This window comes from Variovorax sp. GW821-FHT06D12, assembly GCF_059419205.1.
This window is the reverse complement of sequence record NZ_JBWKRI010000004.1, coordinates 19,810-43,338: the sequence shown is the minus strand read 5'-3', so window position 1 is coordinate 43,338 and position 23,529 is coordinate 19,810. Positions and strand designations below refer to the sequence as shown.

Genomic DNA, 23,529 nt, shown 5'->3' with positions numbered 1-23,529 from the left:
ACCCGAGCGAACGCGCCCGGCGGCGGCCTCAGCCGCCGCTGCGGTGCGAGCGGAAGACCAGGTAGCGCGCCGAGAGAAAGTTGGCGCCCAGGCCCGCGATGCTGCCCAGCGCCACGCCGAGCGCGGCGGCCCAGCGGCCTTCCACCCAGTGCAGCGTGAGCACGTAGGTGCCGTAGTTCAGCACGGCGCCGGCCAGCATGGTCGTGAGGTAGCCCAGGTATTCGCGCCAGACCGAACGCCCCGTGGCGGCGCCGGCCGCGCTCGCCGCGAAGGTGTAGCGGCGGTTGTAGAGCCAGGTGGTGGTGGCGGCGGCCAGGAACGACACGACGCGCGCGCAGTACCACCCCAAGAGCGGTGCCAGCAGGTAGAGCACCGTCACGTCCACCACGAAGCCGATCACGCCGGCCACGGCGAACGAGAGGAACTCGCGCCCGATCTTCATCGCGCCGCCGTCAGTGCGCGCGCAGGCTCTTGCGCAGGCTCTCGCGCACGCAGGGCTGCGCCAGGTAGCGCAGCCGCTTGGCCTCCTGCCGGCCGAGCGTGACGGTGTGCATCACCACGCCGCAGACGAAGGACAGCAGCGCCGCCAGCATCGCACCGGTGGCGAGCACCGCCGTGGGCAGCCGCGGCACCAGGCCGGTGTGGGCGTAGGTCATGAACAGCGGCAGGGCCAGCGCGAGCGCAGCGATCGCGAGCACGGCCGCGACGATCGAGAAGAACTGCAGCGGCCGCTCGCTCACGAACAGCTTGCCGATGGTCTTCAGGATGCGCCAGCCGTCGCGGTAGGTCGAGAGCTTGCTGTGCGAGCCTTCGGGGCGCGTGCTGTAGGCGGTCGCTTCCTCGGCGTAGGGCATGCGTAGCTCGAGCGCGTGCACGGTCAGCTCGGTCTCGATCTCGAAGCCCTGCGACAGCGCGGGGAACGACTTGGCATAGCGGCGCGAGAACACGCGGTAGCCCGAGAGCATGTCGGTGAGGCCGCCGCCGAAGAGCTGCGCCACGGTGCCCGTGAGCAGCCAGTTGCCGAAGCGGTGGCCGGCGCGGTAGGTGAGCGCGTCCTGGCCGTCGTCCACGCGGCTGCCCACCACCATGTCGAGGTTGCCCTCGACCAGCCGCGCGATGAGGCGCGGCGCGGCGGTGGTGTCGTAGGTGGCGTCGCCGTCGACCATCACGTAGATGTCGGCCTCGACGTCGGCGAACATGCGCCGCACCACGTTGCCCTTGCCGCGCGCGGCCACGTGCGTGACGATCGCGCCGGCCGCGCGGGCCACGGCGGCCGTGTCGTCGGTGGAGTTGTTGTCGAAGACGTGGATCTCGGCACCGGGCAGGGCCGCGCGGAAGCCCTCGATCACCTGGGTGATGGCCAGGGCCTCGTTGAAGCAGGGAATGACGGCGGCAATGCGCGGCATGGCGGACACGGGGGCGGGTCGGTGGTCGGTCGTCATGGGGCGGTCGTCGGAAGGAGTCGGTAGGCGCGGCTGCCGTCTTGGTCGTGCAGCAGGCCATAGTACTGGTCGAAGCCGGGCCGCACGCTGAGCACTTTCACCATCTCGGGCGACATGACGACGGTGGTGAAGCCCTCGGCCGCCAGCTTGCGCGCCGTGTCGCCGGGCGACATCAGCAGGTAGTCGCGGTAGCGCCAGCGCCCCAGCGTGTCGCCCCAGATCGGGTTGGGGCCGTAGTAGATCGCCTCGTTCAGCGCGATCTGGTAGACGCGGCCGGTCACGTTGCGGCGCACGTAATCCATCACGCCGTAGCCCGGCACGTGCTTGCGCAGGAAGGCTTCGCGCGCCTCGGGCGTGAGCGAGATCATCGACACCTTGGTGGCCGTCTGGCCCACCGACACGGCGGCCAGCACGGCCAGCAGCAGCACCACGACCCAATCGCCGACGCCGGCGCCACTGCGCGGGCCGTCTGCAGCGACAGCAACGGGCGCTCCGCGCAGGCGGCGCACGCCCGCCGCGATCCAGCCGAACAGCACCTGCCAGCCCACGGCGGCCGTCATCGCGAGCAGCGGGAACGAGGCCATGAGGTAGCGCGGGTAGCGCGAGGTCACGACCCACACGGCCACCGAGTACAGGCAGAACCAGCCCGCCGCGCGCACGGCGGCGGAGCGCTTCCACCACACGCTGAAGGGCGCGAGGAACACGGACCAGATCAGCGCGTTGGGCATCTCGGCGTGGTCGCGCACGTCGGCCACCTGCTGCACGTAGTCGGCCGGCACCCATTCGGTGAAGCCGAACACGCGCGCGCCGATCGGGTTGAAGGGGTCGCCCGTCATGATCGCGTTGCGCGCGTACCAGTAGATGCACGGGATCAAAAAGCACAGCAGCGCCGGCGCCCAGGCCTGCAGCAGGCGGCGCTCGTGGCGCACCACGAACAGCGCCACCAGCGGCAGGAAGATCAGCGCCTGGTACTTGGAGCCCGCCGCCACGCCGAGGCAGAACGCCGCCAGGCAGAGCCAGCGCGTGCCGTCGCGCAGCGGTTCGGATTCGCGCCACCACCACAGCGCCACGAAGGCCGACAGCACGAACAGCGCCACGCCCATGTCGATCAGCGCGTTGGCGTAGTCGCCCATGCCCAGCCAGATGGCCGCGCCGATGCAGGCGGTGAGCCGGTTGGCATGCAGGATGCCCAGGCGGAAGATCATCAGCACCGACAGCGCACCCGCCAGGGCGTTGAGGAAGTGCGGCAGCACGTCGTCGCCCACCTGCAGCGCGGCGGCGTACAGCAGGTTGTAGTTGTACGGGAACCAGGGGTAGCGCAGCCAGTCGTGGATGCCCAGCGTGCCCTGCTGCGCCACGAGGCGCGCGTAGGGCAGGTGGTACATCAGCTCGTCGAAGGCGGCCGGCGGCGCGAGCGGCGCCACCAGCGCGGGCAGCGCGACCAGCGCCAGCGCGATGGCGGCGATGCGTTCGAAGCGGGTCCACGGCGGCGTGGCCGGCGCGGCCGCGCGCAGCGCCCGCACCTCGGCGCGCCAACCGCGCCACTGCCACGCGGCGGCCACGACGCCCGCGCCGATCAGCCCCAGCGTGGCCTCGCGGCGAAAGAGCCCGAAGATCGCCAGCGCCTGGAAGGCACAGATGTAAAGGCCGACGCCGAGCGCGGCCGACATGGCCGCTTCGAGCCAGGCGTCGCGGCGCGAGGGCGGGCGCAGGCGCGCGAGCACCGCGCGGCCGGCACCCCAGCAGGCAATCACGAAGATCGCGAACTGGGCGTAGTGCGCGGCGGCAAAGATCAGCTTCTGAATATCAACTCCCGTGGCCGGTCACTCCGGTCGCGCCGACCGGCCGGCAGGTTCAAAGGTTCGGCGCCAGCAGGCGCTCGAGCTCCGCTTCGCTCGTGCGGCGCCGCGCGGCCTGGTCCTGCAACTGGTCGTGCCCGATCTTGCCGACGTTGAAGTACGTCGCATCGGGGTGCCCGAGGTAGAAGCCGCTCACGCTGGCGGCGGGCATCATAGCGAGGCTCTCCGTCAGGGTCATGCCAATGTCCGCGCAGTTCAGAAGGTCGAACATCGGGCCCTTCACGCTGTGGTCGGGGCAGGCCGGGTAGCCGGGCGCGGGGCGGATGCCGCGGTACTTCTCGGCAATCATGTCGTCGTTGCTCAGGCCCTCGTGGGGCGCGTAGCCCCACAGGTCGGTGCGCACGCGGTGGTGCATGGCTTCGGCAAAAGCCTCGGCCAGCCGGTCGGCCAGGGCCTTGAGCATGATGGCCGAGTAGTCGTCGAGGTCGTCGATGAAGAACTTCTCTTTCTTCTCGACGCCCAGGCCGGCCGTGACGGCGAACACGCCGACGTAGTCCTTCACACCGCTGTCCTTGGGCGCGACGAAGTCGGCCAGGCAGCGGCTGGGGCGCATCACGCCGTCGATCATCTGCTTCTCGGTCTGCTGGCGCATGCCGTACCAGATGAGCGCGACTTCGCTGCGCGTCTCATCGGTATAGAGCTCGATGTCGTCGTCGTTCACGGTGTTGGCGGGCCAGAAGCCGACCACGCCGCTGGCACTGAGCCAGCGCCCTTCGATGAGGCGCTTGAGCATGCGCTGGCCGTCGGCGTACACGCGCACGGCCTCGGTGCCGACGATCTCGTCCTTCAGGATGGCGGGGAACGGGCCGGCCAGGTCCCAGGTCTGGAAGAACGGGCCCCAGTCGATGTACTTGGCCAGCTCGGTGAGGTCGAAGTTCTTGAACACGCGCCGGCCGATGAACTTGGGCACGGTGGGCACGAAGTTCGCGAAGTCGACGGGCGTCTTGTTGGCGCGCGCCTTGGCCAGCGGCCACATCGGCACCTGCTTCTTGTTGGCGTGCTGCGTGCGCACCTTCTCGTAGTCGGCGTTGATCTCGTCGATGTACGCGGTGGCCTGGTCCGAGAGCAGGCTCTGCGCCACGCTCACGCTGCGCGAGGCGTCGGGCACGTAGACCACGGGGCCTTCGTAGTGCGGCGCGATCTTCACGGCGGTGTGCACGCGGCTGGTGGTGGCACCGCCGATGAGCAGCGGGATCTTCTTGATGCGGAAGTGGTCGTCCTTCTGCATCTCGCCGGCCACGTACTGCATCTCTTCGAGGCTGGGCGTGATGAGGCCCGACAGGCCCACGATGTCCGCGCCCTCGACCTTGGCCTTCGCCAGGATCTCGTGGCACGGGACCATCACGCCCATGTTCACGACTTCGAAGTTGTTGCACTGGAGCACGACGGTGACGATGTTCTTGCCGATGTCGTGCACGTCGCCCTTCACGGTGGCGATGATGATCTTGCCCTTGGTGCGCACGTCGCGGCCCGCGGCCTCGTCCTGGCGCTTTTCTTCCTCGATGTACGGGATGAGGTGGGCCACGGCCGACTTCATCACGCGCGCCGACTTCACCACCTGCGGCAGGAACATCTTGCCCTGGCCGAAGAGGTCGCCCACGATGTTCATGCCGTCCATGAGCGGGCCTTCGATCACGTGCAGCGGACGCCCGCCCTTGGCGAGGATCTGCTGGTAGGCCTCTTCGGTGTCCTCGACGATGAAGTCGGTGATGCCGTGCACCATCGCGTGCGACAGGCGCTGGTTGACGTGCACCGGGTGCTCGGGCGTGCCGCGCCATTCGAGCTTCTTGCTGTCGTCCTTGGCGCCGCTCTTGGCGGTCTCGGCCACTTCGACCAGGCGTTCCCCGGCGTCGGGGCGGCGGTTGAGCACCACGTCTTCCACGCGCTCGCGCAGCGTGGGTTCGAGGTCGTCGTACACGCCGACCATGCCGGCGTTGACGATGCCCATGTCCATGCCCGCCTGGATGGCGTGGTACAGGAACACGGTGTGGATGGCCTCGCGCACCGGGTCGTTGCCGCGGAAGCTGAAGCTCACGTTGCTCACGCCACCCGACACCTTGGCGCCGGGCAGGTTCTGTTTGATCCAGCGCACGGCGTTGATGAAGTCGACCGCGTAGTTGTCGTGCTCCTCGATGCCGGTGGCGATGGCGAAGATGTTCGGGTCGAAGATGATGTCTTCGGGCGGAAAGCCCACCTCGTCGACCAGCACGCGGTAGGCGCGCTCGCAGATCTCGATCTTGCGTGCGTAGGTGTCGGCCTGGCCCTTCTCGTCGAAGGCCATGACCACGGCGGCGGCGCCGTAGCGCTTGACCAGCTTGGCCTCGTGCTTGAACTTGTCGACGCCCTCCTTCATGGAGATCGAGTTGACGATGCCCTTGCCCTGGATGCAGCGCAGGCCGGCCTCGATGACCTCCCACTTGGAGCTGTCGACCATCACCGGCACGCGCGCGATGTCGGGCTCGCTGGCGATGAGGTTCAGGAAGCGCACCATGGCGGCCTTGCTGTCGAGCATGGCCTCGTCCATGTTGATGTCGATCACCTGCGCGCCGTTCTCCACCTGCTGGCGCGCGACGGCCAGGGCGTCCTCGAACTGGCCGTTGAGGATCATGCGCGCGAAGGCCTTGGAGCCGGTGACGTTGGTGCGCTCGCCGATGTTGACGAACAGCGAGCCTTCGCCGATGGCGACCGGCTCGAGGCCGGACAGCTTCATGGGAGGGGGAGCGACGGGAGCGGAAACGGATGCGGGAATCTGGGACATGGCCTCACCTGCGGAAGAGTCGGACAGGCGAGCGTCGTTGTCGCCCCAAGCCTGACGATTCGCCTCTGTGGCGAACCGCTGCAACGCTCCTTGGGAAGTCGCGCATTTTAGGTCGATTCGATTGCGCCCTGGGAAAACCCCAGTTTTCATTCCTGCACGTGTCAACAGAATGCGCCCACCGTTTCTGAACGAACGTTCGTGTTTTTAACCAAACGTAAGGGAGTTCGCCGATGGCCAGGAAGTGGAATGTCCGGTTGCAGCATGCAGCCACCCCGATGCGCGCCGTGGCCCTGAGCTGCGGCCTCCTGGCCGCCGCGGCCCTCGCGGTTCATGCGCCACCGGCGCGTGCCGCCGCCGGCGACAGCGCCACGCGCGTCGAGGCCCGCGTCACCTCCGACACGGCGAAGACCAAATACCCGATCGTGCTGGTCCACGGCCTGCTGGGCTTCGACAACCTGCTGGGCGTCGACTACTTCTACGACATCCCCGGCAGGCTGGCCGCGGCGGGCGCCAAGGTGTACGTGGCGCAGGTGTCGGGCACCAACACCTCCGAGATCCGCGGCGAGCAGCTGCTGCAGGAGCTCAAGACCATCCGCGCGCTGGAGCAGAACCCCACGCTCAAGTTCAACCTCATCGGCCATTCGCAGGGCTCGCCCACGGTGCGCTACGTGGCGGCCGTGGCGCCCGACATGGTGGCCTCGGTCACGTCGGTGGGCGGCGCCAACGGCGGCTCGAAGGTGGCCGACCTGCTCGCCAAGCTGCCCGAAGGCGGCATCGGCCAGACCCTGGTGGTGAAGGCCGTCGGCCTGCTGACGGGGCTGATCGGCTTTCTCTCGGGCAAGGACCCGAGCCAGCTGCCCGAAGTGCCGCTGAACGCGCTGGCCTCGCTGACCACAGCGGGCGGCGCGGCCTTCGACGCCAAGTTCCCGCAAGGGCGCCCCGCGCCGGGCTCGTCGTGCGACGTGAAGAGCGGTGCGGCCGTGGCCAACGGCGTGCGCTACTACTCGTGGTCGGGCGTGTCGACCAGCTTCAACCTGTTCGACCCGAGCGACACGGCGCTGTCGACGCTGGGCAGCCTGTTCTTCTTCGGCGAGGCCAACGACGGCCTGCTCGCGGTCTGCACCACGCGCCTGGGCACCCACCTGGGCGACTACCGCCAGAACCACCTGGACGAGGTGAACCAGGCCTTCGGCAACACCTACGGCAGCCAGTTCCCGTACTACGAGAAGAAGCCGCCGGAGCTGTTCAGGGAACAGGCCGCGCGACTCAAGAGCGCGGGGCTCTGAGGACGCTGCGCATGCGCGGTGTGGCCTTGACCATCGGCGCCGTCGCGCTGGTGGCCGCGGGGACCGGCTGGCTGGCACTCGGCCCGGGGGCGGTCGACGCGCCGCAGGCCGCCGCGCCCCGCGCCACGGCGGCGGTCGCGGTGCCCACCGCGCCTCGTCCGGAGCAGTCCACCGCATCGGCCCCCGACGCCCTCCTCACCAGCGACCTCATCACCCTCTTCGACCAGGTGCTCGCCGAAGCGCAGGCCGACAGCAAGGCCACGCTGATGGCCCGCGCGCCCGCCCTGCTCGCCCAGCGCCTGCGCGAAGACTGGCGCGTGCGCGCGCTGGGCCTGCTCGAGCGCTACGTCGACATGCAGGAAGCCCTGCGCACCCTGCAGCCGCCCGCGCCCGGCGACCCGGCCTTTTTGCGGCGCAGCCTGGAGGCACGCGAAGCGGTGCGCCGTCAGTTCTTCGCGCCCGAGGAAATCGAAGGCCTGTTCGGTGACCAGATCCGGCAGGACCGGTTCATGGCCGAGAAGATGGAACTGCTGTCCAACCCCGACCTCACGCCCGAGCAGCGCGCCGCGGCGCTCGCGCAAAGCGAGCAGGCCTGGCTGTCGCCCGCGCAGCGCGAGGTGCGCAAGGAGGCGGTGGCCCATCTGGACGTGATGCGCCAGACCGAGGCGCTGCAGGCGCGCGGCGCCAGCCCCCAGGAGCGCTTTGCCGCGCGCAGCGAGGCCTACGGCTACGAGGTGGCGCGCGGCCTGGCCACGCTCGACCAGGAAACCCAGGAATGGAACGCCCGGCTCGACCGCTACGCCAGCGCGCCCGAGGCCGAGCGGGCCCTGCTGCGCGAGACGCTCTTCAACGAAAGCGAGCGCCTGCGCCTGAGCGGTGCCCTGGCGATGCGCTCGGCCGCCGCGCCCAAGCTGGCGCGATGAATTCGTTAAGTAAGCGCAGGCTTACGCAGGCTGCGCTTCGCCCATGGCCGAGGCCGGCAGGCCGAACACGCGGTCGAAGGCCCAGTTGAAGACGAAGGTGTAGACCAGGAAGAACACCACCAGGCCCAGGTCCATCACCAGCGCCTGCCAGAGCGACACGCCCAGGCCCCAGGCCAGCATCGGCACCAGGAAGGCGATCAGGCCGCCCTCGAAGCCGATGGCGTGGGCGATGCGGCGCTTCAGGCTGCGCCCGCGCACCGCCTGGCGCGACTCCCAGCGCTCGAACAGGGCGTTGAAGGTCAGGTTCCAGATCACCGCGATGACCGAGGCACCGACGGCCAGCAGGCCCGAGTGGCCGAGCCCCGCATCCGACATCAGGGCCAGGCCGGCGCTGGCCGCCACGATGGCGATGCCCTCGTAGAGGGAGATGTAAACGATCCGACGCTGAAGGCCCTGCATGACTGTTTCTCTGTGTGTTTGACTGCGATGGAGGGACTTTATTTGCTTTTAGTTGATATAAAAAGTTAACTTATTTCAGTTTTATTGATAGATCGGTACGCCATGGCTTTCTCCAGCGACAACGTCGAGGTCTTCCTGGCCGTGATCGACCACGGCTCCTTCTCGGCCGCCGCGCGGGCGCTGCGCAAGGTGCCGTCGGCCGTCAGCATGGCCATCGCCAACCTCGAGGCCGAACTGGCGCTGCCGCTGTTCGACCGCAGCGGCCGCGAGCCCCAGCCCACCTCCGCCGCGCGCTCGCTCGAACCGCAGGCGCGGCTGCTCGCGGCCCAGCTGCGGCAGTTGCAGGTGCAGGCGCTGGCGCTCACGCAGGGGCTGGAAGACCGGCTCACGCTGGCCATTGCGCCGGAGCTGCTGGCCGCGCCCTGGAGCGGGCCGCTGGCCGCGCTGGCCGACGACTACCCGCTGCTGCAGGTCGAGGTGCTGGCCGCGCCGCAGGCCGACGCGCTGGCGCTGCTGCACAGCGGCCGGGCGCAGCTGGCGCTGGTGTTCGAGCGCCCCAGCCTCGACGGCCGCGAGGGCTTCCAGGAGGTGGGCAGCGACACCATGGTGGCCGTGATGGCGCCCGAGCACCCGGTGCTGCGCGCCGCGGCCGGCGGGCGCCTGCGCGAGGAGCACCTGACGAACACGCGCCAGATCGTGGTCGCGGGGCGCGACCTGGCCACCAGCGACTCGCGCTTCGTGTTCGCCCGGCATGTCTGGCGCACCGACAACGCGCTGGCCGCGCTGAGCCTGATCACCGCCGGGCTGGGCTGGGGCTGGCTGCCGCGCAACTTCGCGCGGCCGCACGTGGCGGCGGGCGCGCTGGTCGAGATCCCGTTCGAGAACCTCAGCAACGGGCTGGACCTGTGGGTGGACGTGGTGTGGTCGCGCGAACGGCCGCTGGGCCTGGGCGCGCAGCGCTTCGTGGCGCTGATCGCGCGCGACCGGCAGGCGGCAGCCGGCATCGCAACGCCGGCCGTGTGAGCCGGGTCAATTCTTTCCGTGGCCGTGCCCGCCTCCACCGCCGTGCCCACCGCCCCCACCGTGCGGACGCCCTCCTCCACCCCCGCCGCCCCCACCGGGCCGGCCCCCGCCCGGATGCGGATGCGACACGCCCGGCGGCGGGCGCGGCGGGCGGAACCCCGGGTCGACGGGCGGCCGGATGCCCGGCCCGTGCGGGGGACGGACCCCGGGTCCATGAGGTGGGCGGACCCCAGGTCCGTGGGGCGGACGCACGCCAGGCCCCGGCCAGGGCCGCGGCTGCCAGCCCGGGTGCACGGGCGGCGGCGGGCGCCAGCCCGCGATCGGCGGCGGCGGGGGCCGGTGGCCCCACCAGCGCCGGTCGCCGTACCAGGGGCGGTCGCGGTAGTAGTCGGCCCAGTAGCTGCCGATCACGAAGCTCACGATCGGCACGCCGATGACCGCGCCGTAGGTGGCCAGCGGCACGCGCTGCTGCTGGTAGGCGTAGTCGAGGTTCCTGGCCCAGACCCAGCCGCGCCCGCCGTCGGGCAGCACCACGTCGCACCAGCCGTAGCCGCTGGTGCAGCCGACCACGTCGACCGGCTGACCCGGCCCGAGCCGTGCCACCAGCGGGTAGTCGCCCGAGGGCCCGGCGCGCAGGTTGACCGCGCCGCGCGTGAAGGCCTGCTGCGCCGCCGCCGCGAGCGGCAGCAGCAGGACGAGCGCGCCCAAGGCAGCGCGGCGCAAGAAGGATGTGGCGTTCATGGGAGGCTCCTGTGCGCCCCAGCGTAGGCGTGGGGCGGGGAGCCGTCAATCAGCCGAGGGCGCGCGCGGCGCCCGGCGTCAGGCGGCTTCTTTGTAGAAGCCGTTGCTGTTCAGCAGGCGGCCCTTGGCAGGCGCCACCGCCGCACCGATCGCCGCGATGTGGTCCGGCGTGGTGCCGCAGCAGCCGCCCACGATGTTCACCAGCCCCTCAGCCGCGAACTCGTGCAGCAGGCGCGAGGTGACGTCGGGCGTCTCGTCGAAGCCGGTGTCGCTCATCGGGTTGGGCAGGCCGGCGTTCGGGTAGCAGCTGATGTAGGTGTCGCCCGCCACGCGCGCCAGTTCCTGGATGTAGGGGCGCATCAACGTCGCGCCCAGCGCGCAGTTCAGGCCGATGGCCAGCGGCTGCGCATGGCGCACGCTGTGCCAGAAGGCGGTGACGGTCTGGCCGCTGAGGATGCGGCCCGAGGCGTCGGTCACCGTGCCGCTGATGATCAGCGGCAGGCGCTGGCCGCTGTTGTCGAAATATTCGTCCACCGCGAACAGCGCGGCCTTGGCGTTGAGCGTGTCGAAGATGGTCTCGACCAGGATCACGTCGGCGCCGCCTTCGACCAGCGCTTCGGTCTGCTCGTAGTACGCGGCGCGCAGCGATTCGAAATCGACATTGCGCGCGCCGGGGTCGTTCACGTCGGGGCTGATGCTGGCCGTCTTGGGGGTCGGGCCGAGGGCGCCGGCCACGAAGCGCGGCTTGTCCGGCGTGCTGTACTTGTCGCAGGCCGCGCGCGCCAGCTTGGCCGACTCGAGGTTCATCTCGCGCGCCAGGTGGGCCATCTTGTAGTCCTCCTGCGCGATGGTGGTGGCGCCGAAGGTGTTGGTCTCGATGAGGTCGGCACCGGCCGCGAGGTAGGCCTCGTGGATGTCGGTGATGACGTCGGGGCGCGTGAGCGACAGCAGCTCGTTGTTGCCCTTCACGTCGCGCTCGAAGTCCTTGAAGCGCTCGCCGCGGTATTGCTCTTCGGTGAGCTTGAAGCGCTGGATCATCGTGCCCATCGCGCCGTCGAGGATGGCAATGCGGTTGGCCAGGATGCCCGGCAGCGCCTGGCCGCGGGTATAGATGAGGGGCTTGGTCATGTCCGCGATTGTAAAAACCCCGGTCTGGCCCGGCGCGCAGGCGGGTCTTGCCGGCGTCAGCCTTGCCCGCCCGCGATCTCCGCCAGCGCCTGCACGAAGCGCGCGTTGTCCGCGTCGGTGCCCACCGACACGCGGATGAAGGTCTCGAAGCCCGGCTCTTTCCAGGGCTTGACGATGATCCCGCGCGCCAGCAGGGCCTCGTTGACCGGCGCGTTGGGCCGCCCGAGGTCGACGAACAGGAAGTTGGCCGCCGAAGGCGCGATGCGCAGGCCCGGCCAGACCGACCCGGCCAGGGCGCGAAGCTGCGCCGCCAGCGCCTCGCGCTGCTGCACGGTGCGCGCCACCGCCTGCGCCATGAAGGCCTCGTCGCCCCAGGCCGCCAGCGCCGCGGCCTGCGCCGCCAGGTTCACGTTGAAGGGCGTGCGCACGCGGTCGAGCAGCTGCACCAGCGCCGCGTCGGACGCAATGCCGTAGCCCACGCGCAGGCCGGCCAGGCCCCAGGCCTTGGAGAAGGTGCGCAGCACGATCCAGGGAGAGCGGCCTTCGCCGGCCGCCTGCCATGCGCGCAGCAGGGCGAGCACGTCGGGGTAGCCGGGCGCCAGCCGCGCATATTCGTAGTAGGCCTCGTCCACCACCAGCAGCGTGCCCGCGGGCACCGCCGCGAGCAGGCGCGCGAAGTCGCCGGCATCGAACATGCAGCCGACCGGGTTCGAGGGGTTGGCCAGCATCACCACCTTGGGACCGCGCGCGAGCGCCGCGCACCAGGCGTCGACGTCGAAGCCGAGCTCCGGCGTGAGCGTCAGCAGCTCGACCTGCGCGCCCATCATGCGCGGGTAGATCTCGTGCAGGCCGAAGGCCGGGCGCTGCGTGAGCACGCGGTCGCCCGGCGACAGCAGCGCCTGGCACAGCATCTGCAGGATGTCCTCGGAGCCGTTGCCGATCACCACCTCGCCGGGCTGCGCGCCGGTGCGCTGCGCGATGGCGGCACGCAGCGCCGTGGAGTTGGCGTCGGGGTAGGTGCCCGCGCTCGCCGCCAGGTCGACCAGCGCCCGTGCCACCGCGGGGCTGGGGCCGTACGGGTTCTCGTTGCTCGCCAGCCGCACGATCTCGCTGACGCCGTAGCGCGCGCGCACCGCGTCCGAGGACAGCCCCGCGTTGTAGGGCGGCAGCGGCGGCACCTCGGGGCGCGCGAACGCGTGGATGGCGGCGCTCACCGGCCGCCGCCTTCGACGAAGGCCAGCACCGCTTCCAGCATGCGGCGCACGTGCGGCTTCACGCCCGCGGCCACGTCGGGCAGGTAGTCGAAGGGCAGCGCTTCCTGCATGTAGCTCGACTGCGTCATCTCCAGCTGCACCGCGTGCACGCCGCCGGCCGGGTTGCCGTACTGGCGCGTGATGTGGCCGCCCTTGAAGCGGCCGTTGAGCACGCCGGTGTAGCCCGGCGCCGATTCGGCGATGCCGCGCAGCGTGGCGGCCAGCGCGGGGTCGCAGCTCTTGCCGTCGGCGGTGCCCAGGTTCAGGTCGGGCAGCTTGCCTTCGAAGAAGCGCGGCAACACCGAGCGGATCGAGTGCGCGTCCCACAGTGCGACGGTGCCGTGCGCGGCCGTGAGGCGATCGAGCTCGGCCTGCAGTTGCTGGTGGTACGGGCGCCAGACGGCCTCGCGGCGTTCGGCAACTTCTTCGTCGGACGGGTGGTCTTCGGGCTTCGCGTAGACCGGCGTGTCGTCGAAGGTGTCGACCGGGCACAGGCCGGTGACGCTCTGGCCCGGGTACAGGCTGGCGCCGTCCGGCGGACGGTTCAGGTCGACCACGTAGCGCGAGTGCGTGGCCACGAGCACCGAGGCGCCGAGTGCGTCGGCGAAGTCGTAGAGCTGCTCGAGGTGCCAGTCGGTGTCGGGCACGTGGCGCGCCTCGTCGGTGAAGCGCGCGGCCAGCGCGGGCGGCACGTGCGTGCCGACGTGCGGCATCGAGATCAGCAGCGGGCGCGTGCCCTGGCGGAAGCGGAACGCCGGTTCGGTGGTGGTGAAGGCCATGGGAATTCAGTCCTTGAGGAGTTGGGTGCGCGCGGCAACGAAGGCGGCGGCGGCATCGCCATGCAGCGCGTGGCGGCCGGCCGTGACGCGCGCGCGGCCGGCCACCCAGACCGCGTCGACGGCCGAGGTGCGGTGGCTCGCGAACACATGGGCCGAGAGCATGTCAGGCGCCGACAGGCCCTGCAGCGCGAGGTGATGGGCATCGAGCACGACGAGGTCGGCCTGCTGCCCCGCGGCCAGCCCGCCGACCGCACGGCCCGAAGCTTGCGCCCCGCCCTGCACCGCTTCGAGCGTGAGCGCGGTGGCCACGTGCGGCTGCGCCGCGCTGGCGCCGACGTTGCGCTGGCGCCGGCCCAGGCGCTGGCTGTACTCGAGCATCAGCAGCTCCTCGGCCGCGTTGACGCTGGCGTGGCTGTCGGAGCCCACGCCCCAGGCGCCGCCGTGGCTGCGCCAGCGCGCAAAGTCGAAGATGCCGTCGCCCAGGTTGGCCTCGGTGGTCGGGCACAGGCCCGCGACCGCGCCGCTCTGGGCGGCGTATTCGTACTCGGCGTCGTTCATGTGCGTGGCGTGCACGAGGCACCAGCGCGCATCGACGGCCGCGTGGTCGAGCAGCCATTCGACCGGGCGCAGGCCGCTCCACTCCACGCAGTCGTCCACTTCCTTCGTCTGCTCGGCGATGTGGATGTGGACCGGCGCGGTGCGGTCGAGGGCGTCCAGGCCGGCGAGCGCCTCGCGCAGCGCCTCGGGCGGCACGGCGCGCAGCGAGTGCGGCGCCAGGCCCAGGCGCGCGCCCTGCGCGTCGCAGTCGGGCTTGAGCGTGTCGAGCAGGCGCAGCATCGATTCGGTCGAGCGGATGAAGCGGCGCTGCCCCTCGGTGGGCGGCTGGTCGCCGAAGCCGCTGGTCTGGTAGAGCACGGGCAGCAGCGTGAAGCCGATGCCGGTGTTCTGCGCAGCGCGCAGCAGCGCGCGGCTCAGCGCCGCGTCGTCGGCGTAGGGGCGGCCGTCGGTGTCGTGGTGCACGTACTGGAACTCGCACACGCTGGTGTAGCCCGCCTCGAGCATCTCGGTGTAGAGCCAGGTCGCGATGGCCTCCATGTGCTGCGGCCCGAGGCGCGCGGCAAAGCGGTACATCAGCGTGCGCCAGCTCCAGAAGCTGTCCTGCTGTTCGGCACGGTGTTCGGTGAGGCCTGCGAAGGCGCGCTGGAAGGCGTGCGAGTGCAGGTTGGGCATGCCGGGGATCACCGGGCCGGTCGCCAGCTGCGCGCCCGCGGGCGGTTGCGCGCCGGCCTGGACCTGCGTGAGCTGGCCGGCGTCGTTCCACGACAGCAGGACGTTCTTCGTCCAGCCTGCGGGCAGCAGCGCATCGGCTGCGAAAAGCGTGTGTGTCATTCGGTGGCTCCGATGGCGATGCGTCCCTGGCGCACCACGGCGCGCACCGGCTGCTGGCCGAACCAGTAGGCCAGCTCGGCGGCGTCGTGCAGGTTCCAGAGCACGAAGTTGGCGGGCATGCCGGGCGCGATGGCGCCGTGCGTGTCCTGCAGGCCCAGCGCGCGCGCGGCGTGCACGGTGACGCCGGCCAGTGCCTCGGGCACGGTGAGGCGGAACAGCGTGCAAGCCATGTTGACCATCAGCAGCAGGCTCAGCGTCGGCGAGGTGCCGGGGTTGTGGTCGGTCGAGACGGCCATCGGCACGCCCGCGGCGCGCAGCGCATCGATGGGTGGCAGGTGCGTGTCACGCAGCGTGTAGTAGGCGCCGGGCAGCAGCACGGCCACGGTGCCCGACTGGCGCATGGCCGCGATGCCCTCGGCCGACAGGTGCTCGATGTGGTCGCACGACAGCGCGCCGTAGCGCGCGGCCAGCGCCGCGCCGCCCATGTCCGAGAGCTGCTCGGCATGCAGCTTCACCGGCAGGCCCAGCGCCTGGGCGGCTTGGAAGACCTGCTCGGTTTCTTCGAGCGAGAAGGCGATGCGTTCGCAGAACACGTCGACCGCATCGACCAGCCCTTCGGCGGCGAGCGCAGGCAGCATCTCTTTGCAGACGAGGTCGATGTAGTCGCCGCTGCGGCCCGCGTATTCGGGCGGCAGCGCGTGCGCGCCGAGGAAGGTGGTGCGCACGGTGACGCCGTAAGCCTCGCCCAGTCGCCGCGCCACGCGCAGCTGCTTGCGCTCGTGCTCGAGCGCCAGGCCGTAGCCCGACTTGATCTCGATGGCGCAGACGCCGTCGGCCAGCAGCTGCTCGAGGCGCGCGGCGGCCTGGGCGAACAGCGTGTCTTCGTCGGCCTCGCGCGTGGCGCGCACCGACGAGACGATGCCGCCACCGGCCTTGGCCACCTCTTCGTAGGTGGCGCCCGCCAGCCGCATCGCGAACTCGTTGGCGCGCTGGCCGCCGTAGACCAGGTGCGTGTGGCAATCGACGAGGCCGGGCGTGACGAGCGCACCGCCGCCGTCGTGCGGCGCGAGCCCCGCGAACTCGGCGGGCAGGTCGGCGCGCGCACCGACCCAGCGGACCGTGCCCTGCGCGACCACGAGGGCGGCTTCGGCGTCGGGCGCCAAGCTCAGGCCGGGCGCCGCACCGGGTGCGAGGCGCAGGCCGGTCCACAGGCCGTCGGCCGAGGGGAATTCGCTGGGGGGTGTCATCGTCATCTCCTGTTCTTTGCTTGGGCCGCTCAGGCCGGCACGAAGCGCACGGCCACCAGCCGCGCGCCGTCGCTCGCCGGTGCGGCCTGCCATGCCTGCGCGGCGTCGGTCCAGCACAGGCCCTCGCCTTCGCCCAGGGCCTCGCCGTCATTCAAGCGCCACTCGCCGCGCAAGGCCAGCAGCACGCCGTGCGGCGCGGGCGCGATGTCGGCGGCGCGTTCCAGCACCTGCACGTCGGCGCGCCACTGGCCACCGCGCGCCATCACGTTGAAGTCGTTCGAGGCGCCGCCGAGCAGCGTGCAGTCGATCGGGTCGTCGCCCGAAAAGGCGAAGGGCTGGTGCGGCACATCGAGCCGGTGCGACACGCGGCCGTCGTGCGTGAAGAGGCGCACGCCGTCGCCTTCGAGCAGCATGATCTGGCGGTCGATGCCCGGGAACACCGAGAACGGCCCGGGCGACGCGATGGTGGCGATGCTCACGCGCCAGCCGAAGCTGTCGAGCCCCGCGCCTGGCGGCCAGCTGGCGATTTCCTGCGTAGTGCCGCCGCCGTTCTTCCAGGGCGTGGCGCGCAGGGTCGCGCGCGAAAAACGCTGCACGCTCATCGCATCAACCCGCCCTGGCGCAGCTTCTGTTCGAAATGCCGCAGGATCAGCGTCATCGTGCCCGTGAGCATGAAGTACACGAGCGCGATGGCCAAGTACACCTCGAGCGAGCGGTACGACACGCTGATGATCTTCTGGCCTTCGTGCATCACGTCATGAATGGTCAAGAGCGACACCAGCGCCGAGTTCTTGATGAGCGCGATGAACTCGTTGCCCAGCGGCGGGATCATGCGCACCACGGCCTGCGGCAACACGATCTGGCGCATCGCCACGCCGGGCGTCATGCCCAGCGACTGCGCGGCCATGGTCTGGCCCTTGTCGATCGACTGGATCGCGCCGCGCACGATCTCGGACACGTAGGCGCCCGAGTACACGCCGAGCCCCAGCACGCCGCACACGAAGGCCGGCAGCAGGATGCCGAAGTGCGGCAGGCCGAAGAACAGGATGAACAGCTGCACCAGCAGCGGCGTGCCGCGAATCGCCGCCACGTAGGCGGTGCACACGCCGTAGATCCAGCGCCGTTTCGGGTTCAGCCGGCCGATGCCGACCAGCAGGCCCAGCACGCACCCCAGGGCCAGCGCGCAGGCGGTGATCTCCACCGTGACCAGCGCGCCGCGCAGCAGGTCGGGCCAGCCCTGCCAGACGGGCGAGAAATCGAAGTCCATGGCGCGCTTACTTGGCGGTGGCGCTGAACCACTTCTTGACGATGGCCGCGTAGGTGCCGTCGGCCTTGAGCTTCTCGATCGCGCCGTTCACGGCCTTGGTGAGCTCGGGCGTGTCCTTGCGGATGGCCATGCCGTACTCCTCGGTGGTGATCTGCTCGTCGAGCACCTTCAGGCCGCCGCGCGTGCGCACGTACTGAAAGGCGGCGGGCTTGCCGGTGACGGCGGCGTCGGCGCGGCCGATGTCCACGAGGTTGAACATCTCCTGGTTCTTCTCGACTTCCATCAGCTGCACCTGCGGGAATTTCTCCTTCGTGTACGACACGGACTTGGTGCCCACCTGCACGCTGACCTTCTTGCCGTTGATGTCGGCCGGCTTCTTGATGGTCGTGTTGTTGTCCTTCACCATGACCACGAGGCCGCCGGCGTAGTACGGCACGGTGAAGTCGACGACCTTCTTGCGCTCGTCGGTGATGTAGATGCCCGACACGGCCATGTCGAAGCGCTTGGAAATGAGGCCCGGCACGAGGCCCTTGAAGTCGATGTCGATCCACTCGATCTTGCGACCCAGCGTCTTGCCGATGGCTTCCACCAGTTCCACGTCGAAGCCGGTGCGCTTGCCGTTTTCCACGAACTCCATCGGCGGGAAGGTGGCGTCGGTGGCCACGCGCAGCGGCTCGCCCTGGGCTTGCGCGGCGCCAGCGAAACCGAAGAAGGCGAGGCCGGACAGGGCGGCGGCGACGAGGGTGCGACGGGTGTTCATGGGAGGGCTTTCGTGGAGGTGAGGGAGGGAGAAAGAAAAAGAAAAGCGGCGACTACTGCAGTGCGCGCGAGATACGGGCCGCCGTGACGACGGTCATGTGGACCAATGCAGCTTCCATGCCTTCGACGCGCGTGAGCGGCGCCATCAGCGTGATCGCCCCGCGCAGGCGCCGGCCCGCGGCCAGCACCGGCGCGCTCGCGCCCCACACGCCGGCATCGACCTCGCCGTGGGTCACGGCATGGCCGGCGGCGCGGATGGTGTCGAGTTCGGCGGCGCGCTCGGCGCGGCGTTCGGGGCCTTCGTCGAGACCGTCGAACAGCAGGTCGCGCGCGTCGTCGGGCGCGTGGGCCAGCAGGCACTTGGCGCTGGCGCCGTCGCGCGCAGGCACGCTGCGGCCGCGGTCGAAGGAGCAGCGCAGCGACTGTTCGCTGTCGATCATCTCCAGGCACACGACGCGTTCGTTCACCAGGGTGACGAGCGCGACGCTCTCGTGGCTTTGCTGCGCCAGCACGCGCATGTCGGCGCGCGCGGCCATCACGAGGTCGGAGTTGCCGTCGAAGCCGCTGGCCAACTGCACGCTGACGGGCCCCGGCGAGTAGCGGCCCTCGGACTCCATCACGAAGCCCCAGCGGCGCAGGGTGGCGACCTGGCGGTACAGCGTGCTCTGCGACAGGCCGGTGGCCTGCACGAGCTCGGCCGCCGTCATCGCCGCCTTGCTTTGCGCCAGCACCGACAGCACGAACAGCGCGCGGTCGTTGTGGGCAGGAGCGTCAAGGGGGGTCGTCATCGGGGGCAATCGCTGGGCGGTCGAAAGTGGATGCGGCGTGCAGTATCTTGCTCGCCGTTCTCACGACCAAGCCCGAATTCCCACGCGATGGGAATGAGCGCGTTTTTTCTTTCTACCTTCGTCTTACCGAGGCTCAGCGCACCAGCAGCGGAAAGAGCGGATCGTCCATCGGCGCGCCGGCCGGCAGGCGCTCGGCCAGGCCCGGGAAATCGGGCGAGGTCTTCCAGCTGCGCGGCGCGTGGCGGATGTCGTCGCCCATGAATCGCACCGAGAACACGCGGCGCCGGTTCGGCCCCTCGACGCCGGCAGCCGCATGCAGCGTGAGCATGTGGAAGCAGACGAAGTCGCCGGGCTCGATGTCCCAGCCGACGATCGGAAAGCGCTCGCGCGCGCCCTCGATGTCGGGCAGGTCGTCGAGGCTGCCTTCGGGGAACCACTTGGCGTGGTTGTCCATGAAGGTGCGCGGCATCAGCCACGGCCCCTTGTGGGAGCCGGCCACGAACTCGAGCGTGGCGGCACGCGACACCGGATCGACCGGAATCCACATGCTGACGTTCTGCATGCCTTCGATGTTGTAGTAGGGCTGGTCCTGGTGCCACGGCGTGCGCTGGCGCGTGCCGGGCTCCTTCACGAGCAGGTGGTCGTGGTACAGGCGCACGGTGTCCGAGCCCATGAGCCGCTGCGCGAGGGGCGCCAGCGGTGCCTGCCGGATGAAGCGGCCGAAGGCGTCGATCTCCTGCCAGTTGCAGAAGTCCTCGAAGAAGCGGCCCGGGTCGTCGGGCCGGCTCGCGACCTTGGCGCGCGGGCTGGGCGCCGCCAGGTTCGCCTCGATGCCGCCCTGCAGCAGCGCGAGTTCGTCGGCCGTGAGCAGCTGGCGGATGCAGACCGCGCCGTCGCGCTGGAACTGCGCCACCAGCGCGTCGTCCACGCGTTCGCGCACGCGGCGCTGCAGGTCGCAAGCATCGAGGGTCATCGTCGGGTCTCCTTCGGGTGTCGGGTGTCGGGTGACCCGCTTTTTTACTGCACTCGCCGAGTCACTTGATCATCGGCAGCTTCAGCCCCTGCTTCTTCGCCGTGGCCACGGCGATGTCGTAGCCCGCGTCGGCATGGCGCATGACGCCGGTGGCCGGGTCGTTGAAGAGCACGCGCCCGATGCGCTTGGCCGCGGCGTCGGTGCCGTCGCACACGATCACCACGCCCGAATGCTGCGAGTAGCCCATGCCCACGCCGCCGCCGTGGTGCAGGCTGACCCAGGTCGCGCCGCCGGCCGTGTTGAGCAGTGCGTTGAGCAGCGGCCAGTCGGAGACGGCGTCGGTGCCGTCCTTCATGGCTTCGGTCTCGCGGTTCGGGCTGGCGACCGAGCCGGTGTCCAGGTGGTCGCGGCCGATGACGATCGGGCCCTTGAGCTCGCCGTTCTTCACCATCTCGTTGAAGGCCAGGCCGGCGATGTGGCGTTCGCCCAGGCCGAGCCAGCAGATGCGCGCGGGCAGGCCCTGGAAGGCGATGCGCTCGCGCGCCATGTCGAGCCAGCGGTGCGTGTGGGTGTTCTCGGGGAACAGCTCCTTGATCTTGGCGTCGGTCTTGTAGATGTCTTCCGGGTCGCCCGAGAGCGCCACCCAGCGGAACGGGCCCTTGCCTTCGCAGAACAGCGGACGGATGTAGGCCGGCACGAAGCCCGGGAAGTCGAAGGCGTTCTTCACGCCTTCGTCGAACGCGACCTGGCGGATGTTGTTGCCGTAGTCGACCGTGGGGATGCCCATGGCCTGGAAGTCGAGCATGGCCTGCACGTGCACGGCGCACGACTTCGCGGCGGCCTTCTTCAGGGCGTCGTGTTGCGACGCGTCCTTCATGGCGGCTTGCCACTGCGGCACGGTCCAGCCCGAGGGCAGGTAGCCGTTGATCAGGTCGTGCGCGGAGGTCTGGTCGGTCACGAGGTCGGGCTTGAGGCCGCCGGCCTTCGCGCGCTTGACCAGCTCGGGCAGGATGTCGGCCGCGTTGCCCAGCAGCGCGATCGACACGGCTTCCTTGGCGTCGCAATGCTGCTGGATGAGTTCGAAGGCGTGGTCGATGTCGCGTGCCTGCTTGTCGACGTAGCGCGTGCGCAGGCGGAAGTCGATGCTCGACTGCTGGCACTCGATGTTCAGCGACACGGCGCCCGCCAGCGTGGCCGCGAGCGGCTGCGCACCGCCCATGCCGCCCAGGCCGGCCGTCAGGATCCACTTGCCCGCGAGGCTGTTGTTGTAGTGCTGGCGGCCGGCTTCGACGAAGGTCTCGAAGGTGCCTTGCACGATGCCCTGGCTGCCGATGTAGATCCAGCTGCCCGCCGTCATCTGGCCGTACATGAAGAGGCCCTGGCGGTCGAGCTCGTTGAAGTGCTCCCAGTTGGCCCACTTCGGCACGAGGTTGGAGTTGGCGAGCAGCACGCGCGGTGCGTCGGCGTGCGTCTTGAACACGCCCACGGGCTTGCCCGACTGGATGAGCAGCGTCTCGTCGTCTTCCAGTTCCTTCAGCGACGCAAGGATCTGGTCATAGCAGGCCCAGTCGCGCGCGGCGCGGCCGATGCCGCCGTACACCACGAGGTCTTGCGGACGCTCGGCCACCTCGGCGTCGAGGTTGTTCTGCAGCATGCGGTACGGCGCTTCGGTGAGCCAGCTCTTGCAGTTGAGCTCGGTGCCGCGCGGGGCGCGGATCACGCGGGTCGGGTCATGGCGCGGATCGGCGCCGGTGGCGGTGGTGTTCAGGGCGAATTTGTCGGGTGCGTTCATGGCGTGGTTCTCCTTGTCGGGTGGCGGTCGGTACGGATCACTTCGAGTGGCTGGGCAGGATGTCGAGCAGCGCGGCCGGCAGGTCGGCCGCGAGCGCCCACAGGCGCATGGCTTCGATGTCGGGTGCGAGGTAGCGGTCGGTCTCGAGGAACGCGACCTTCTGGCGGATGCGGGCGAATTCCGCTTCGACCAGCGGCGAACTCTTCAGCTTGCGCTTGAGTTCGATGCCTTGGGCGGCGGCCATCGCTTCGATACCCACCACCACGGCGGTGTTGTTGACCATGTCGCCCAGGCGGCGCGCCGCGAAGGTGGCCATCGACACGTGGTCTTCCTGGTTGGCCGAGGTCGGCAGGCTGTCGACGCTGGCGGGGTGCGCGTGCGACTTGTTTTCCGAGGCGAGCGCGGCGGCCGTGACCTGCGCGATCATGAAGCCGGAATTGAGACCGCCGTCGCGCACCAGGAAGGGCGGCAGGCCCGACAGGCCGCTGTCGAGCAGCAGCGCGAGGCGGCGCTCGGCGATGGCGCCGACTTCGCTCACGGCCAGCGCAATGATGTCGGCCGCGAAGGCGACGGGTTCGGCGTGGAAGTTGCCGCCCGAGATCACCTCGCCGGTGTCGCAGAACACCAGCGGGTTGTCCGATGCGGCGTTGGCTTCGATGACCAGCACGCGCGAGGCGTGGGCCAGGTTGTCGAGGCAGGCGCCCATCACCTGCGGGATGCAGCGCACCGAGTACGGGTCCTGCACGCGGCCGCAGTCGGCGTGCGAGGGCACGATCTCGCTGCCGTCGAGCAGCGTGCGCACGGCGCCGGCCACGGCGATCTGGCCGGGCTGGCCGCGCGCGGCGTGGATGCGTGCATCGAAAGGCTTGATCGAACCCTGGATGGCTTCGAGCGACAGCGCGCCCGACATCAGCGCGGCGGCAAAAACGTCTTCGGCACCGAACAGGCCGGCCAGCGCCAGCGCGGTCGACACCTGCGTGCCGTTGAGCAGCGCCAGGCCTTCCTTGGGGCCGAGCACGAAGGGCTCGAGGCCGATGCTGCGCATGGCTTCGGCGCCGCTCACCTTCTTGCCGTCGGCCAGCGTGGCTTCGCCTTCGCCGATGAGCACGCAGGCCATGTGGGCCAGCGGCGCGAGGTCGCCCGAGGCGCCGACCGAGCCCTTGCACGGGATGCTGGGCGTGACGCCGGCGTTGAACAGCGCCAGCAGCGCATCGACCAGCGCGGGCCGCACACCCGAGTGGCCGCGCGCCAGGCTCACGGCCTTGGTCGCGAGGATCATGCGCACCACCGGCGCGGCCAGCGGCTCGCCCGTGCCCACGCTGTGCGAGAGCACGAGGTTGCGCTGCAGCTCGGCCAGGTGGTCGTTGCCGATGCGCGTGCTGGCGAGCTTGCCGAAACCGGTGTTGATGCCGTAGACCACTTCGTCGTTCTCGACGATGTGGCGCACCGCGGCCTCGGCCTTGGCCATGCCGTCCTGCACCGACGGATCGAGCGCAAGGCGCACGCCGCCGGCCTGGATGCGTCGCAGCATCGCAAGGTCGACCTTGCCGGGCGTGAGGGTCAATGTGGCGTGGGGAGTGGCGGTGTGATTGCTTGGCATGTGAACCTGTCTATACAAGTGGTTGCGAGAGAAAACCTTGTCCTTTGGACATTTAAAAAAGAC

At 70.1% G+C, this 23,529-nt stretch carries 21 protein-coding genes and 1 riboswitch; of the genes, 3 read left to right on the top strand and 18 right to left on the bottom strand.

Annotated elements, in window-relative coordinates; translation table 11 throughout:
- Positions 1-28: 28 nt before the first annotated feature.
- The 4 genes from AC07SQ_RS13910 to metH all read right to left on the bottom strand — a co-directional run bounded on the left by AC07SQ_RS13910 (position 29) and on the right by metH (position 6,059).
- Positions 29-442, bottom strand: coding sequence for a GtrA family protein (locus AC07SQ_RS13910; protein WP_495273184.1), 414 nt, complete (start codon positions 440-442; stop codon positions 29-31).
- Between the two features lie 10 nt (positions 443-452).
- Positions 453-1,442 carry a glycosyltransferase family 2 protein gene (locus AC07SQ_RS13905; protein WP_062473993.1) on the bottom strand — a complete coding sequence of 330 codons (990 nt, stop codon included), beginning with the start codon at positions 1,440-1,442 and terminating at the stop codon, positions 453-455.
- Positions 1,439-3,196: an ArnT family glycosyltransferase gene (locus AC07SQ_RS13900; RefSeq protein WP_495273183.1), complete on the bottom strand. Its 1,758-nt coding sequence runs from the start codon at positions 3,194-3,196 to the stop codon at positions 1,439-1,441. The genes AC07SQ_RS13905 and AC07SQ_RS13900 overlap by 4 nt, the downstream gene beginning before the upstream one ends.
- Positions 3,197-3,296: 100 nt before the next feature.
- Positions 3,297-6,059: a methionine synthase gene (metH, locus tag AC07SQ_RS13895; RefSeq protein WP_495273182.1), complete on the bottom strand. Its 2,763-nt coding sequence runs from the start codon at positions 6,057-6,059 to the stop codon at positions 3,297-3,299.
- 22 nt (positions 6,060-6,081) lie between these two features.
- Positions 6,082-6,157, bottom strand: a riboswitch (S-adenosyl-L-homocysteine riboswitch).
- A gap of 132 nt (positions 6,158-6,289) precedes the next feature.
- Here metH and AC07SQ_RS13890 point away from each other — a divergent pair.
- Positions 6,290-7,345, top strand: coding sequence for an esterase/lipase family protein (locus tag AC07SQ_RS13890; RefSeq protein ID WP_235926910.1), 1,056 nt, complete (start codon positions 6,290-6,292; stop codon positions 7,343-7,345).
- A gap of 11 nt (positions 7,346-7,356) precedes the next feature.
- The gene (locus tag AC07SQ_RS13885) at positions 7,357-8,268 is read left to right on the top strand and encodes a lipase secretion chaperone (RefSeq protein WP_495273181.1); all 912 of its coding nucleotides are present in this window, start codon (positions 7,357-7,359) and stop codon (positions 8,266-8,268) included.
- Positions 8,269-8,289: 21 nt separating this feature from the next.
- Here the strand turns inward: AC07SQ_RS13885 and AC07SQ_RS13880 are convergent, their stop codons facing one another.
- A complete protein-coding gene (locus tag AC07SQ_RS13880; RefSeq protein WP_062473998.1) occupies positions 8,290-8,727 on the bottom strand; it encodes a PACE efflux transporter in 438 nt (145 codons plus the stop codon).
- 102 nt (positions 8,728-8,829) lie between these two features.
- Between AC07SQ_RS13880 and AC07SQ_RS13875 the strand changes: the two genes are divergently transcribed.
- Positions 8,830-9,750 (top strand): LysR family transcriptional regulator, encoded by a 921-nt coding sequence (locus AC07SQ_RS13875; RefSeq protein WP_495273180.1) that lies wholly within the window; start codon positions 8,830-8,832, stop codon positions 9,748-9,750.
- A gap of 6 nt (positions 9,751-9,756) precedes the next feature.
- Here AC07SQ_RS13875 and AC07SQ_RS13870 read toward each other — a convergent pair whose 3' ends face one another.
- From AC07SQ_RS13870 to hutH, 13 genes are all read right to left on the bottom strand, one after another.
- Positions 9,757-10,491, bottom strand: a complete 735-nt coding sequence (locus tag AC07SQ_RS13870; protein ID WP_495273179.1) for an SH3 domain-containing protein — start codon at positions 10,489-10,491, stop codon at positions 9,757-9,759.
- Between the two features lie 78 nt (positions 10,492-10,569).
- A complete protein-coding gene (locus AC07SQ_RS13865; RefSeq protein ID WP_070064057.1) occupies positions 10,570-11,619 on the bottom strand; it encodes a homocysteine S-methyltransferase family protein in 1,050 nt (349 codons plus the stop codon).
- A 56-nt stretch (positions 11,620-11,675) separates the two neighbouring features.
- Positions 11,676-12,833 (bottom strand): histidinol-phosphate transaminase, encoded by a 1,158-nt coding sequence (locus tag AC07SQ_RS13860; RefSeq protein ID WP_495273178.1) that lies wholly within the window; start codon positions 12,831-12,833, stop codon positions 11,676-11,678.
- Positions 12,830-13,651 carry an N-formylglutamate deformylase gene (gene hutG, locus AC07SQ_RS13855; protein ID WP_307696558.1) on the bottom strand — a complete coding sequence of 274 codons (822 nt, stop codon included), beginning with the start codon at positions 13,649-13,651 and terminating at the stop codon, positions 12,830-12,832. The genes AC07SQ_RS13860 and hutG overlap by 4 nt, the downstream gene beginning before the upstream one ends.
- Before the next feature lie 6 nt (positions 13,652-13,657).
- Entirely contained in the window at positions 13,658-15,040 is a 1,383-nt protein-coding gene (locus AC07SQ_RS13850) for a formimidoylglutamate deiminase (RefSeq protein WP_495273177.1), read from the bottom strand.
- Positions 15,037-16,293, bottom strand: a complete 1,257-nt coding sequence (hutI, locus tag AC07SQ_RS13845) for an imidazolonepropionase (protein WP_495273176.1) — start codon at positions 16,291-16,293, stop codon at positions 15,037-15,039. Before hutI ends, AC07SQ_RS13850 begins: the two co-directional genes overlap by 4 nt.
- Positions 16,294-16,316: 23 nt before the next feature.
- Positions 16,317-16,889, bottom strand: a complete 573-nt coding sequence (locus AC07SQ_RS13840) for a HutD/Ves family protein (protein WP_495273175.1) — start codon at positions 16,887-16,889, stop codon at positions 16,317-16,319.
- Positions 16,886-17,554: an amino acid ABC transporter permease gene (locus AC07SQ_RS13835; protein WP_062482282.1), complete on the bottom strand. Its 669-nt coding sequence runs from the start codon at positions 17,552-17,554 to the stop codon at positions 16,886-16,888. Before AC07SQ_RS13835 ends, AC07SQ_RS13840 begins: the two co-directional genes overlap by 4 nt.
- A gap of 7 nt (positions 17,555-17,561) precedes the next feature.
- A complete protein-coding gene (locus tag AC07SQ_RS13830; RefSeq protein WP_062482279.1) occupies positions 17,562-18,314 on the bottom strand; it encodes a transporter substrate-binding domain-containing protein in 753 nt (250 codons plus the stop codon).
- Between the two features lie 52 nt (positions 18,315-18,366).
- Entirely contained in the window at positions 18,367-19,101 is a 735-nt protein-coding gene (locus AC07SQ_RS13825; protein WP_495273174.1) for an IclR family transcriptional regulator, read from the bottom strand.
- A 133-nt stretch (positions 19,102-19,234) separates the two neighbouring features.
- Complete coding sequence (locus AC07SQ_RS13820) at positions 19,235-20,074, bottom strand: phytanoyl-CoA dioxygenase family protein (protein WP_495273173.1); 840 nt, start codon at positions 20,072-20,074, stop codon at positions 19,235-19,237.
- A 61-nt stretch (positions 20,075-20,135) separates the two neighbouring features.
- Positions 20,136-21,866, bottom strand: a complete 1,731-nt coding sequence (gene hutU / locus AC07SQ_RS13815; RefSeq protein ID WP_495273172.1) for a urocanate hydratase — start codon at positions 21,864-21,866, stop codon at positions 20,136-20,138.
- Between the two features lie 37 nt (positions 21,867-21,903).
- Positions 21,904-23,466: a histidine ammonia-lyase gene (gene hutH / locus AC07SQ_RS13810; RefSeq protein WP_495273171.1), complete on the bottom strand. Its 1,563-nt coding sequence runs from the start codon at positions 23,464-23,466 to the stop codon at positions 21,904-21,906.
- Positions 23,467-23,529 lie beyond the last annotated feature (63 nt).